At 63.9% G+C, this 13,597-nt stretch carries 9 protein-coding genes; 2 read left to right on the top strand and 7 right to left on the bottom strand.

Annotated features, from left to right (window positions below):
• Nucleotides 1-132: 132 nt before the first annotated feature.
• From Tam10B_RS09165 to Tam10B_RS09150, 4 genes are all read right to left on the bottom strand, one after another.
• Entirely contained in the window at nucleotides 133-1,176 is a 1,044-nt protein-coding gene (locus tag Tam10B_RS09165) for an AEC family transporter (RefSeq protein WP_093960936.1), read from the bottom strand.
• A gap of 91 nt (nucleotides 1,177-1,267) precedes the next feature.
• Nucleotides 1,268-2,782: an amino acid permease gene (locus Tam10B_RS09160; RefSeq protein WP_093960935.1), complete on the bottom strand. Its 1,515-nt coding sequence runs from the start codon at nucleotides 2,780-2,782 to the stop codon at nucleotides 1,268-1,270.
• Between the two features lie 194 nt (nucleotides 2,783-2,976).
• Nucleotides 2,977-4,017, bottom strand: a complete 1,041-nt coding sequence (locus Tam10B_RS09155; protein ID WP_093960934.1) for a LacI family DNA-binding transcriptional regulator — start codon at nucleotides 4,015-4,017, stop codon at nucleotides 2,977-2,979.
• Between the two features lie 106 nt (nucleotides 4,018-4,123).
• Entirely contained in the window at nucleotides 4,124-6,508 is a 2,385-nt protein-coding gene (locus tag Tam10B_RS09150; protein WP_158214185.1) for a glycosyl hydrolase, read from the bottom strand.
• Between the two features lie 360 nt (nucleotides 6,509-6,868).
• Between Tam10B_RS09150 and Tam10B_RS09145 the strand changes: the two genes are divergently transcribed.
• Nucleotides 6,869-7,624, top strand: coding sequence for a hypothetical protein (locus Tam10B_RS09145; RefSeq protein ID WP_093960932.1), 756 nt, complete (start codon nucleotides 6,869-6,871; stop codon nucleotides 7,622-7,624).
• Nucleotides 7,625-7,717: 93 nt separating this feature from the next.
• The gene (locus tag Tam10B_RS09140; protein WP_093960931.1) at nucleotides 7,718-8,338 is read left to right on the top strand and encodes a YesL family protein; all 621 of its coding nucleotides are present in this window, start codon (nucleotides 7,718-7,720) and stop codon (nucleotides 8,336-8,338) included.
• Nucleotides 8,339-8,396: 58 nt separating this feature from the next.
• On the opposite strand, the gene Tam10B_RS09135 is transcribed toward Tam10B_RS09140, so the two are convergent.
• The 3 genes from Tam10B_RS09135 to Tam10B_RS09125 all read right to left on the bottom strand — a co-directional run bounded on the left by Tam10B_RS09135 (nucleotide 8,397) and on the right by Tam10B_RS09125 (nucleotide 13,521).
• Entirely contained in the window at nucleotides 8,397-9,668 is a 1,272-nt protein-coding gene (locus Tam10B_RS09135) for an AGE family epimerase/isomerase (RefSeq protein ID WP_093960930.1), read from the bottom strand.
• A 55-nt stretch (nucleotides 9,669-9,723) separates the two neighbouring features.
• Nucleotides 9,724-10,752, bottom strand: coding sequence for a LacI family DNA-binding transcriptional regulator (locus tag Tam10B_RS09130; RefSeq protein WP_093960929.1), 1,029 nt, complete (start codon nucleotides 10,750-10,752; stop codon nucleotides 9,724-9,726).
• A gap of 81 nt (nucleotides 10,753-10,833) precedes the next feature.
• Nucleotides 10,834-13,521: a glycoside hydrolase family 2 protein gene (locus Tam10B_RS09125; RefSeq protein WP_198947571.1), complete on the bottom strand. Its 2,688-nt coding sequence runs from the start codon at nucleotides 13,519-13,521 to the stop codon at nucleotides 10,834-10,836.
• Between the last annotated feature and the right edge of the window lie 76 nt (nucleotides 13,522-13,597).

The raw sequence follows: 13,597 nt of genomic DNA, 5'->3' as shown, positions 1-13,597 counted from the left end.
CCGCCCCTCAATTTTGGGTATCTTTGATTTGTGAACCGTGTATCCGGTTGAACCGGTTCATAAAACGAAGATACCCAGAAAATCCGACGAGATTTCAACGCCCCCAACACCCTATCGTCGATTTGTGAACCGCTAGCCGGCGAACAACACCGTCGAAATGGCGGTGAGCGAGAACAACGAAAACAGCGTGCTCACCAGCACCACTCCCACCGCGTATTCAGGCATGTTCTTGGACCGTCCGGCGAACATGGCCACGGTGGTCATAGTGGGCAGGCCGGAGATCAGCGACATCATCTGAATCATCTCATGCGTGATCGGCAGCGGCGTCACGGCGGCGAGCGCGCTCATGGCGAAGTAGAAGCCGACCGGGAACGCCAGCATCTTGACCACGAGTCCCACGTAGAGCTCGTAGCGTTTGAACACGCCCCACCATTTGGTGAGCGCGAACAGGCCGCCGAGGTAGAACAGCGACAGCGGCGTGGCCATCTGCCCGATGGTGTGCAGCGGGGTGAGGACCATGGTCGGCACCCGCCAGCCGGTAATGATAATCACGAGCGCGATGAGGATACCCACAATGGCGGGGTTGGCGAAGCGTCGGAGCAGCGCGAGCGCGGACTTCCCAAGATTCCGCGAGAGGGAAGCCTGCATGCTCCCGCCGGACTCGCCGGATTCACCGGACTCACCGGGATCACCGGCCCCAACCTCCGACTCATCCCGCACCGGCTCGCACAGCCACACACCGTACGTCCACAGCAGCGCCTGATCCACGATCGACATGAGCACGATGAACATGGCCCCGTGCTTGGGGAACAGCGCGAGCACGAGCGGAATGCCGATGAACCCGGCGTTGCCGAAGATGAATCCCGCCTGGAACAGATGGCTGCGACTCCCCCGCAGCCGAATCGCCCACGCTGTCACGAAGAACACAAGCATGAGCAGCCCGTACATAGTCGCGGTGAGCAGCATGATGCCCCAGTTGTCGACCAGGTCGGCGCGCGTGGTGCCATCCACCGCGTTGCTGAACACGAGCAGCGGGATGAGCACGCGGGTGAGCAGCATGCACATGCCGTCGAGCGTCTTCATGCCGTAGAACCGCAGTCGCACGCACCCGTAGCCCACCATCATCATGATGAAGAAGCCGACGATCTGCCCGACGACGATCTCGAACTGCGACATGCTCCCGCCTTTCCCGTTGCTCCCCGGTCACGCACGGCGTGACAACGCCCCTCAACCAATCGGCCGAGGGGCGTCAAATACCGAGTCCGTTCTACTTGTCGGCGGAGACCTTCGAGCGGTCCTTGCGCGAACGGTCCACCTTGCTCACGGCGGACCTGAGGTCGCGGTCCTCCAGATGCTGACGCCACTGGCAGAATCCGCCGAACACGATCAGCCACACGAGCGCGGCGATGGCCGAGCCACGCGTGTCGTCGGAGATGAACAGCGTGCAGAATACAAACACGAAGAACGTGATGGCGAGCGTGTTGGTGAACTTGTAGGCGGGCATCACGTAGCCGTCGGCCATGAAGTCGGCGCTCACGCGGTAGCGGCGATGGGCGATCATCGTCAGCGTGTAGATGAAGATGATCACGGCCGAGGAGGCGGACGAAAACAGCACGAACGCGCTGGAGACCTGCGGGAACGCGTTGATGATCGGGGACAGCACGATCATGAGCGCGGACACGATGATCGCGCGAGCCGGCACGTGGTTCTTCGAGACCACACCGAGACGCTGCATGGCGGGCGACGGCGATTCCTTGGCCAGCTGGTAGAGGTGACGCCCGGCCGAGTAGAGCAGCGAGTTCAGCGCGGACGACGCGGCGGTGATCACCACGAAGAACACGAGCGCGGCCGCCCAGTCGAGGCCGGCGTACTTGAACACCATGATGAACGGGGAGGCAAACGATCCGTCGGCGTTGGGCTGGAAGTTGCGCCACGGCACGATCACCATGATCGCCACGAGCGCACCCACGTAGAAGATCAGCACGCGCAGGATGATCTCGTTGATCGCCTTGGGCAGCACCTTGCGCGGGTTCTGCGTCTCAGACACGGTCACGCCGATGAACTCGATCATCTGGTAGGCGTAGAACACCATCTGGAAGCTCATGAGCAGGGCAAGCCAGCCGTTCGGCGCGAGTGAGAATCCGTCGGTGATGTTAGAGAAGCTCACATGGCCGGCGGGGCTGATGTGGTCGGAGCCGGTGATCTGCACGGCCGGGTAATGGTATCCGATCACGAGCATGACCACGGCGGTGGCGATCATGCCGCAGATCAGCGTGATCTTGATCATGGAGAACCAGAACTCGGCCTCGCCGAACACCTTCACCGCAATCAGATTGATGCCGGACAGCGCCACGAGGAAGCACAGCTCGATCAGCCATTTCCAATGGCTGAGGTCGATGCCGAACGTGTCGAAGAACGTGACGAAGTATGTGGACACGGCCGTGATCTCGCTCATGCCGATGAGAATCAGCACGATCCAGTACGTCCAGCCGGCGAAGTGTCCCCAACCGCGACCCAGATAGCGGGTGATGAAGTTGATGAACGTGTGCTGGCTCGGGTCGCGGTACATCATCTCGCCGATGGCGCGCATGAGCAGGAACATGATGATGCCCACGGCGATATAGACGAACACGATGCTCGGACCGGTGAGCGAGATCGATTTGCCCGAACCGAGGAACAGGCCCGTTCCGATGGTTCCTCCGATGGCGATGAACTGCACGTGACGGTTTTTCAGGCCACGGTTCATCTGGTTTTCCGCGTCAAGTTCCTCGACGTCTTGCATACACTCCTCATTTCCCGCCGTGTGCGCGGCGGCAATCGCGATACAGTGCGATTCCTCGTGCGATTCCTCGCAATACGGCAATTGCTTTAGATTACAAAACCTACGGGAACTTTATGTAACGAGGGTAGTGAATGCAGGCGGGGAGGAACGCGGGCCGGAGACCGCCGTGGGCGATGGCGCCCCTCGGCCGTCAGTCAGTCCGTCGGCTTCGGAGCCGCGGTGCTGTCACGCACCACAAGCGTGTACGGGTCCTCCGGCACCGCGCCGACAGTCTCCCCGTCGATCATGCGGAGCAGCAGCCGGCCTGCCTTATCGCCGATGGATCGGACATCACGGTGCAGCGCGGTGAGCGGCGGCTTCGCGGACCGACATGCCGCGGAATCGTCCCACGACACTAGCGAGATGTCGTCCGGCACGACGAGCCCCTGGGCGGTCACCGCATGCAGTCCGCCGATGGCCGATGAATCGCTGTCGTAGACGATGGCGGTGGCGTGATCGCTGAAGTTGAGGAACATGGAGGTAAGTCGGGCGCCGTCGTCGCGCATGTATTCGCCGTGCAGGCTGTCGCAGCGCATGCCGAGTCTGGCGCACTCGTCCATGGTGGCGCTGTCGCGGATCAGCGTGTGCATGTACTGCTCGGGGCCGGCCACGCGGGCGATGTGCGTGTGGCCGAGCTCGTGCAGATGACGAACCACCGCACGCGCGCCCTCGTCGTCCTGGCTGTAGAGCGTGGGCAAGCCCTTGGTGGTTTGCTGTTGCGCGAGGAACAGTGCGGGAACGTCGGGATGCTCGCGGAACAGTTCCAGTCGAGGATCGCCGAATTCCACGCCCAGCACGAGGTGGGCGTCCACGCGGCCGGACTCGATCCAGTCCCGATGGATGCGGCAGGCGGCGGCCGCACCGCCCGTGGTCATGCGCAGGGTGATCGAATAGTCGACTTCCTCCAACACACGGCTCAGCCCGGCGAGGCATTCCATGGCATACGATCCGGATGCGAACTCCTCGGTGTCGTGCAGGAGCAGCACCACGCCGATCGAACGAGAACGAGAGTCGGACAACGCCTTGGCGGCGCTGTTGGGACGCCATCCCATGGATTCGGCTACCTCGAGCACCCTAGCGCGAGTCTTCTCGGAGACACCCTTCTTGCCGTTGAGCGCGTACGAGACCGCGCTCGTGGACACTCCGGCCGCCTTGGCCACATCGGCAATGGTGATTGTGGATTTTGACGCGCCCATCTGTAGTCCCCACCGTTCAGCTTAACCAGTACAGTCGTTCGCAATACTAGCATCGGTGACAATGGCAATGGACGCGCCAGTTTCGCGTTGTACGTATTCGACCCGTTCATCCGCGGCGGCGAACACCACGTAGACCAAGGCCGATTCCACCGAACGCAAGTGCACCGACGACCAGAGCAGACACCGCGATACCGGTACGGGACAGCGTCCTCATCGGTCGTTCGGGTTTCGCGGTCGCCTGCCCGGCGGACGAGTCACCCGGCCGGGCGTTGGACGATGACGGAGACGGAGATGCCATATCACTCGGCTTGGGCGTCACGACGTCCTCGGAGCCGTTATCGTCGGCACTGCCATTGCCGTTGAAGCCACCATCGACGTCGCCATCTTCCCCTCCATTGCCGTTCCCAGAGCCACCGTCACCGGGAACGCCATTGCTCCAGCGAATCGAATCGACCACGATCGTGCCGGTACGCGGGCGGGTCTTGCCGTTCGGCAGCGGGTCGAGATCCTGATCCCCGTCGTTGAGATACAGCGAGAACGAACTGACCGTCGTGAGCTTGTCGGCGTCGAGCACGGCCCCGGCGTTCGCAGTGTCCCAAGGGGCGGTCGTGAAGTCGGAGAGCGGAATGCTCACCGTGCGTGCACCCGATTCGGCAAGCGACGGGTAGGCCTCGAAGGTCACGCCGCCGGCCTGCAGCTGCACGACGAACTTGTGCGCGGATCCGTCGGATTCGACGTACAGGTTGAGATGGTCGTAAGCCGACCAGTCCTTAGTGCCGGACAGGACAAGCGAGGCGCCCATGTAGCCCGGGACCTTGTCGAAGTCGTAGTCGATTTTCAACGCATTGGCTCCAGTAGCGCCGGCGGACCGGGCGTCCGCGTCGTTGGCCCGCAGCGAGATCGCCGACGACGACGCATTGGCCACGGAATAGGAGGCCCGCAGATCGGTGTCGTCCACATAACCGTCGTAGTCGTCCACCACGTCCGCCGACTGTGCGGGACGTTCACCGAGCACTACCACAGTCTTGTCGGTGAGCATGCCGGCCCCTGTCTGCACGGCGAGATGCAGAACAGCCTTGTCGTTGACGAGCAGCTCGGCTGGCGCCTGCCATGTTCCGGTAAGGTAGAGTCCTCCGTCGGCGGAGTCCGCAGCCAGTTCGTGTCGGGTGTCATCGTCGTTCACGGTGAACCACGCCTTGGTGGCGACCGTGCCGCGAACTCGCGCGCGAACGGTCAAAGCGCCGTCGTCGCTACGGGATCCTTCGGTGGGCGTCACGATGCGGGCGGACGCGGCGACCGGGGTCGGGGCATAAGTGCCGGTGTAGTCGGCGGTCGTGCCGGAGGCCATGGCGATGGCCGGATCGGACGCGTATCGCACGTAGTCGTCACCAAGGGCGGTGCCCTTGCGGGGAATGTAGGTGGCGTAGCTCGAGCCGCTGCCGCCGAAGTCGGCCCAGGTCATCATATAGGCGATGTGCCTGGCGTCGGCGTCTCTGGTGATGCCATTCAGCAGGCGGGTGAACCACTGGGCATCGGCGTCGTTGCCGTCCTCGGCGATCATCTTGTTGGAGCCACGGCCGAACTCCGTCATGGCGACCGGCTTGCCCTTCTCCCTGCCGAGCCGGGCGATGGCCGCAAGGTCCTTCACCACATCGGCGACCCACGCGCTGGAGTCATTCACATCACCGTTGTCGTAGGCGTCGTAGCCGAGCACGTCCACGTAGTCGTCGCCGGGGTAGGTTTCCAGATACGTGCTCAGGTCCCCGCCGAACGTGCCGTTGGGAGAGTAAGAGAAGAGCACGTTGCGCACGTCCTTCACCTCGGTGAGGTAATCGACGATGTATCGGTAGAGCTCCTTGTATTCGTCGCTGGTGGCGTGGGTGGCGCCCCACCAGAACCATGATCCGTTGTTCTCGTGCAGCGGACGGTAGACGATCGGGATGAGCGTGCCGTCATCGCGCCTGGCACCGTTAGCGAGGTCGGCGATGCGGTCAAGGTACGCATTGAACGCCGACTGGTCGGTACCGCCGGGCAGGATCCGGTCGACGGCCCTGGTGGTGTCGTTGAAACCACCGCCGGAAACGGGATTGAACCAGTGCGAGGAAAGCGTGACCATGGCGCCGAGGCTGTCGGCCTGCCTGATCTTACCGTCAAGAGTGGCGATGTTGCCCGCCTGACAGGACTCGTCGCATGCGTTGTTCGGACGCACACCGGGGCTTTCATGTCCGTAGATCGACAGCGTGTCCATGCCCCAGACGGACGGGTATTCGCCGGTGAGCGCGTAGATGTCGGAGCCGGTGCCCTGGTTCTCCTCGTCGGTGGAGACCGCGTAGTCGTTGGCGTGCTGCTGACCGGTCATGATCGAGCCGTCCGCATCCCGCAGTTTGGCGAACAACGCCCTAGTCTCGGCCGTGGCATCATGGTCGGCAATGGCTACCGTGGATGAAGATTCCGCGGCGGATGCGGTAGGGATGGTTGCCGTCGTGGCCATGGTGAGCACTCCTCCCGTCAGGATCATTCCGGCGCATGCCAATACGCCGGTGATACGCCGTAGTCGTGATCGTACGCCGGTTTTTCCATTCGGATACGGTTGGGTCATTACTGGGATCATCGGTGGTGTCCTTCCTCATCGGCTGCCGCATTGCATTACTGAACCGATTAATTGACACTATAGGCCAGACGTGAAGAAGCTCGAGATAATCTGATATGTTCAGCAGACAATTCATATTTTTTAGCAAATTCCTATGAATAATTGCTTTCAATTCATCGAATTTCTCAAAACAAAACTTAACCGCTTCACAAAATGCGATTTTCCACGTATAGTGCTGTATATCGATACTGGAGGTGCACGATGACGTCACAGGATCCCGCCGATTCCACGCGTGCGAGGACCGCTGCGGAGCTGGCCGACGCAGGCCGCTCCCGGCTGGCGATCCTGCGCGCCCTTCCTGCCGGGCAGCGCTGGTCGTACTTCCGGGATCAGCTCATGGTCCGCACACTTGCCACACTCACCGGCCTTGCCGTCGTGACGTTTCTCGCCGTGCAGTTCGTTCTCCCTTCCCCCAGGCCCGCGCTCTACGTGGCCGTGATCAACAACACCATCGACACCGCGACGGCATCGGCGTTGCAGGCCGGCGCCGCAACGGCGCTGAATCTGCCCGAGGGGCGTGAGTCGGGCGTGCTCGTCGACGACTACTTCGATCTTGACAAGGACGGTCTGGCCAAACTGCAGACCATGCTCGGCAACGGCGAGATCGACGTGATCATCGCCGACCGGGACGATTTCGCCACGCTCGCCGGATATGGCTACATGACCGACCTCGACGGCACGCTCACCGCCAATCAGCACACCGCGCTCGCCGGCAGCATCACCGAATTCGCCGGATTCGACGACCGTGATACCGACGATCCGGAATACAACGGATCCGGCAAGGGCGCAGCCGAACCATTCGGCGTGAATCTGGCCGGATTCGACCGGTGGCGGAACACGACCGGCGCGGACACCGAGGCCGACACGGCGGGCATCAACCCCACCTACATCGGACTGGCGCAGGAATCCGCCAACCGCGCCAACGCACAGCGATTCATCGACTATCTGCGCGGCTGAACAGAAACGTTCCTGTTATCCCCAGACTCATCCTCTTATGCACACCGTCGCACCGTGCACGTACCGCATGCAATACCGAACAAGGAGTTCATCATGAAAACCCTCGCCCAAAGCAACGCCTACAACGATGTCATGTCCACCATCGGTGACCTCGCCATGGTCAACGTCGCATGGGCCGTCTGTTGCCTGCCGGTCGTCACCGCCGGAGCGTCCACCGCAGCGCTGTACGAGGTGGCACGCGACATCCACGAGGGCGACGATGCGCATGTACTGCGCAAGTTCCTCACCGCGTTCCGTCGCCGGCTTGGCACGTCCATCGCCGTCACGCTCATCATCGAGGTCTTCTGGGCCTTGTCCATGTTCGACCTGTGGTACATCACGCACCGACTGCCCAGCGTGACGTTCGCCTCGCTTGCCTACGGCATCTGCGCGGCCGTGATCGCCGTAATCGCCGCCGGTTTGAGCTTCGTGTTCCCGGTCATGGCCCGCAGCGAACTCACTGTGGGCGCTCAGATCCGCCAGTCGTTCGCCGTGGCGTTGGCGCATCCGCTGATCGCATTCGCCGTCACGGCCCTGAACACCGTTCCGTTCGCCGTACTGCTGTTCGCGCCCGGCGGCCCGGTTCTCGCCGGCGCGTTGTGGGGCATCGTGCTCACCGGTTGCACCGCATGGCTCGTGATCGCGCTGATGCGCCGTGCCGCCATCATCCGGTAAGACCCGCACAAACACAAGGCTCCCGGCAAACCGCCGGGAGCCTTCGTATATCCGGGAATCAGCCGCGTTTCACCGCGGTGGCGATCGACACCGCCGGATCGGGCAGCAACGGAATGATCATGGACTGCGTGGCGTGGTACAGGTCGGACTTGCCCGGCCACACCGTGCCGATCACGCGGTTCTCGCGATCGAGCTGGTGGAACCAAGAGCCGTGCTTGTGATCCATCACATACTCGTCCCCGTACGCCAAGAACGTGGCGTACCAGTCGGCGTATTCGCTCCTGCCGGTCACGTGCGCGAGCACGGACGACGTGTTGATCGCCTCGGCGAGCGTCCAGTGCATGCGGTCGTGCACCACGGGAACACCGTTCCAGTCGGTGGTGTACACGAGTCCGGGCGCACCGTCCGCATCCCACGCGTCGGCCACGGCACGGCGGAACAGGGATTCGGCAGCCTCCACCAGCGCGGTTCTCTTCGATTCCGGCAGACCGGGAACACTCAACGCGTACTGCGTGATCAGACGAGCCCACTCGATGCCATGACCCGGCGTGGCGCCGTACGGCTTGAACTGGTCGTCGGGGCGTTCGCGGTTGCATTCGAGGTCCAAGCTCCAGTCGGTGTGGAAGTGCTCGGGAATGCGCCATTCGTTGGAGGATGCCCAGCCGATCACGTGATCGACGATGCACCCGGCGCGCTCGCGCCAGGATTCGTCGCCGGTGGCGTCTGCCACGGCCAGGAACGCCTCCACGGAGTGCATGTTGGCGTTGAGTCCACGGTAGGGGTCGAGTTCGGTGAAGTCCTCGTTCCACGTGTCCACGGCCAGACCGGTCTCGTCGTCCCAGAACCGCTTGAGGAACACGTCCTGCGCGTCGGCAAGCAGCTCGGCGGCACCCGGCCGGCCAGCCAGCAGGGCGGAGGACGCGGCGAGCAGCACGAAGGCGTGCGCGTAGCACTGCTTGGTGCCGACGTGCCCACCCTCGGGCGTTACGGCCGCGTACCAGCCGCCGTTGGCGTTGTCATGCAGTTCGCCGGCGAGACCGCGCAGGCCGGCGTCGATCAGCTCTTCGGAACCGGGATGACCAAGCATCGCGCCGAGCGAATACACGTGCGTCATGCGGCAGGTGATCCACGTCTCGCGGTTGCGGTCCTTCCACGGCGTGCCGTCGTCGCCCAGCCAGTAGGAGCCGCCGCCGGGCGAGGGGAACGCGTGGCCGAAATCGAGCAGGCCGTTGCGCGCGGCTTCGAGGAACACACGGTTCTCCGGCGTGCCGAGCACGTACTTCGGATCGCGCGTCGCGACGTCGAATGCGGAGGAGGATGGTGCGGTCATAATTGTCGTCCTTTCCATTGATGAACGAATGAATAAAGCTGAATGAGATTGCCGGTCACGCGGCCATGGCCACGTTCGCGGCGCTGGATTCGCGGAAGATCAGATCGTTGTCGTCCTCGATCACGGGCCGCACCGCATGCTGTTCGGCGAGTTCGATGAGCATGCGCGCGGCCCGGCGACCACGTGCCACCACGTCACGGTTCAGGGCGGTGACACTGGGCGTGCTCATCTCGCACATGAACGAGTCATCCCACGAGATGATGGCCAGATCGTCGGGCACGCGGATCCCTAGAGCGGCGGCCGTACGGATGGCGGACACGGCCATCACATCGTTGTCGTACACGATGGCGGTGGGCCGGTCCGGCAGCGCCAGCAGCCGCTCGGTGCAACGGGCGCCGGCCTGCGGCGAATAGTCGGAATGCAAGCATGTGTAGCGCATGTCGAGTTCCATGACCTCTTCGCGGAAGGCATTATCGCGGATGAACGTATGGCCCATCTCCTCGGGTCCGGCCACACGGGCGATGCGCCGATGACCGGTCTCGTGGCAGTAGTCGACGATGAGATGGGCCGCGCTGCGCTCGTTGTCGGACAGCGACGGCAGTCCCTCGGAGAGCTTCTCGTCGCACAGCAGCAGCACCGGCATGTCGGGATGCGACTTGAACAGCTCGATGCGGGGATCCCCCAGCTCGATATTCATCAGCAACACGGCGTCCACGGCGCCGGTGGCGATCCATTCGCGCAGCACCGACAGCTCATACTCCCGGTTCGACGACGCCCGCACGAGCAGTGAGTAGCCCTCCTTCTCGAATTCCGAGGTGAGTCCTGCGATGAGCTCCGTGGTGTACGACTCCACCGACAGCACACTGGTGGCGTATGTGAGCACCAGGCCGACCGTGCGCGTGCTGGCGTCGGACAGCGCCTTGGCCGCGCTGTTGGGCTTCCATCCCAGATGGTCGGCCACGGCGAGCACCTTGCTGCGCGTCTTTTCGGAGACGCCGTCCTTGCCGTTCAACGCGTACGACACCGCGCTGTTGGACACGCCCGCGGCCTTGGCCACGTCGGCGATGGTCACCTTGGATTTCATCGGGGGCTTCCTTTGCATTCATGTATGCGGCACGCATCAATCGTGCGCGTGCCGCACGTTCACCGTGCGCTCACCGCACGCTCAGCGCTTGAGATCGTTGCCGCAGCGCAGCACGTTGGGTGCGACGAACAGCGTCGGGTCGATGCCGGCGGCAGCGCCGAAGACGGTCCAAGTCACGGATTCGCCGGGCAGCAGCGTCGCCATGCCGCCGCTGATCGAGGCGTTCTCGTCCACCTTGTCGACCATGCAGAACACGTCGCGCGCGTAGGCGCGAGCGGTGACGGCGATCTCGTATCCGCCGGCAACGACGCGGGCCGAGGCCTCCAGCGGCGAGCACTCGAGCTTCTGGTCGATGATCTCGGCCGGGTTGTGGATCACACGGGCGAAGGCGTTGTCGCTCGGCGTGGCCACGATGATCTCGTTCGTCGGGTCGTCGAATCCGCCGACCTCGGCGTTCAGCGCAAGCGTGACGTGCAAGATCGGGTCGAGCGTGACGTCGAACCGCTGCGTGGCGAGCACGTCGCCGGCCAGCGTGCGGCGTTCCACGGTCCAACTGCCGGACCATGCCGAACGGGTGTCGTTGAGCAGCACAAGCGCCAGATGGTCGGCGGCCACCTTCTTGCCTTCCCAGCTGCGGTCCTCGCGAGCGCGTTCGGATACGCGAGGCTGGATCGTGGCGAGTCGGGGCGCGAAGAAGTCGCGGGACGCGTGCCACATGGGCTTGCGGTGGCCGTAGTAGTCCACGGCGGCCCAGGAGACGACCGGCCAGTCGTCGTTGAGCTGCCAGATGAGCGTGCCGGCGTTCACGGGTTCGAGCGAGCGCATGTGCTCCACGCCGAAGCGGATGGCCTGCGCCTGCTGGAGCTGGCAGGCCCAGTGCCAGTCCTCGATGTTCGCCCATTCGTCGGTGGGGATGAGCCAGTCACGCGTGCCGTCCTCGCGGTAGCTCACGTCGTCGATGTGGCCGGGAGTGAGGTGGCCGCGCATGCCGCGGGCGAGCTTGTAGTTGCCGCCCATGGCCTTCTGGTGCACGAGCATCTGCGTGCCGAACGGCTCGAGTACGTCGTCGTGCACCACGCGGGTGAGCGTGCTGAACGCGGGCGGCGCCTGGTAGCCGAACTCGTCGGCGAAGCGTGGCGTGTAGTCGGCGTAGTGGCGGTAGTCCACGCGGTTCCACACGTCCCAGATGTGCATGGTGCCGTCCACGTCCTTGTTGGCGTCGACGAACGGGGTGAAGCTCATCGGGGAGCTGGGCAGGTACACGTGCGTGGGGTCGAGTTCGGCGAGTAGGCGCGGGAACAGTTCGGCGTAGTAGTGGTCGCCCCAGCCTTTTTCGCCGTAGCCGTAGGCGTTGGCCGGCCTGTCGTCGTCTCGCAGTGCCTGCTTGTAGCCGCCCCATTCGGAGTAGGCCACGTAGTTCTCGTTGGATCCGTTCCATACGATCAGGCTCGGGTGCGGGCACAGTCGGGTGATCTGCTGACGGGCCTCGGCCTCGATCTCGGCGCGGGTCTCGGCGTCCTCCGGGTAGGCGGCGCAGGCGAGCATGAAGTCCTGCCAGACCATGATGCCGAGTTCGTCGGCCAGATCGTAGAAGTCGTCGGTCTCGTAGATGCTGCCGCCCCAGGCGCGCACCATGTTGGAGTTCGATTCGACGAGATCGCGGAACCGGCGTTCGTAGAATGCGCGGTCGCCGCGGGTGATGAACGCGTCGATCGGCACCCAGTTGTAGCCGCGCGCATGCACTGGCACGTCGTTCACGTAGATCTGGAACGGTCGGCCGACCTCGTCGGCGCGGGTGTCCACGTGCGTGGTGCGGAAGCCGACGCGACCGTGCCATGCGGCGGCGCCCTCCTCCGCGGTCACGTCCACGTCGTATAGCGGCTGGTCGCCGTAGCCGATCGGCCACCACAGGTCGGCGTTCGGCACGGTGGCGGTGAGCGTTGCGGTGGTACGGCCCTGTGCGATCTCGCCGCGCACGGTCACGTCCACGTCGTCGCCGTTCGCGTTGCGGCCGCGCACGCGCACGCTTACCGGCACGGCGGGCATGGATGCGGCCCTGTCGTACGGGCTCATCAGTCGCCCGTTGCCGGCGCGTTCGATCTCCACGGTGGTGGTAAGTAGTCCGGTGCCGTCGCCGGTCACGTCCACGAGCGGACGCACGGCGGCGAGACGTACGTCGGACCAGGAGTCGATGCCGATGGCCTGCCAGATGCCGGCGTTGGCCACGTCGATTCCCCAGTCCCAGCCGAACTGGTAGCTGGGCTTGCGCAGCTGGTTGAACGCGTGATGCTCGGTGTGCGGGTAGTAGCCGAGGCGCTGTTCGCGCATGTCTGATTCGCGTACGGACGACGCGAACGTGACGGTCAGTTCGTTCATGCCGTCGCGCAGCAGTTCGCGCACATCCCAGCGGTAGGTGCGGTGGTAGTTCTGTGTGGAGCCGACGTAGCGGCCGTTGACCATGACCGTGGCCACGGTGTCGAGTCCGTAGGCGACCAGATCGTGGCGGTCGGAGCCGTCGTCGTGCCATGCGAACGCGCAGGTGTATCGCCAGTCGACGTCGCCGATCCACTGCTGGCGGGTCTCGTTGTCGCCGTCGAACGGCTCGTCGATCAGTCCGGCACGGACCAGGTCGAGCGTCACCTCGCCGGGGACCACGGCGTCGATGCCGGCGGCGATCGCGTCGCGCACGGGCTCCGGCGCGACCTCGGGGTTCAGGGCCGCGACGGTCCAGCCGGACTGCAGTTCATGGAAGGTGCCGGGTGTGTTCATGATGTTCTCCGTTGAAAGTACGTGGGGTATTGGAATGCGTTGATGAATGCGGGACAGTTGGCGTGATTGCGGAACC

The sequence above is a fragment of the Bifidobacterium vansinderenii genome (genome assembly GCF_002234915.1).
GTDB lineage: Bacteria > Actinomycetota > Actinomycetes > Actinomycetales > Bifidobacteriaceae > Galliscardovia > Galliscardovia vansinderenii.
This window is presented reverse-complemented; position numbering and strand designations above follow the sequence as displayed.

Excerpts from the sequence above, each read along its gene's own strand:
- Tam10B_RS09165 (WP_093960936.1), bottom strand. The coding sequence starts at position 1,176 with ATGTCGCAGTTCGAGATCGTCGTCGGGCAGATCGTCGGCTTCTTCATC.
- Tam10B_RS09160 (WP_093960935.1), bottom strand. The coding sequence starts at position 2,782 with ATGCAAGACGTCGAGGAACTTGACGCGGAAAACCAGATGAACCGTGGC.
- Tam10B_RS09155 (WP_093960934.1), bottom strand. The coding sequence starts at position 4,017 with ATGGGCGCGTCAAAATCCACAATCACCATTGCCGATGTGGCCAAGGCG.
- Tam10B_RS09150 (WP_158214185.1), bottom strand. The coding sequence starts at position 6,508 with ATGGCCACGACGGCAACCATCCCTACCGCATCCGCCGCGGAATCTTCA.
- Tam10B_RS09145 (WP_093960932.1), top strand. The coding sequence starts at position 6,869 with ATGACGTCACAGGATCCCGCCGATTCCACGCGTGCGAGGACCGCTGCG.
- Tam10B_RS09140 (WP_093960931.1), top strand. The coding sequence starts at position 7,718 with ATGAAAACCCTCGCCCAAAGCAACGCCTACAACGATGTCATGTCCACC.
- Tam10B_RS09135 (WP_093960930.1), bottom strand. The coding sequence starts at position 9,668 with ATGACCGCACCATCCTCCTCCGCATTCGACGTCGCGACGCGCGATCCG.
- Tam10B_RS09130 (WP_093960929.1), bottom strand. The coding sequence starts at position 10,752 with ATGAAATCCAAGGTGACCATCGCCGACGTGGCCAAGGCCGCGGGCGTG.
- Tam10B_RS09125 (WP_198947571.1), bottom strand. The coding sequence starts at position 13,521 with ATGAACACACCCGGCACCTTCCATGAACTGCAGTCCGGCTGGACCGTC.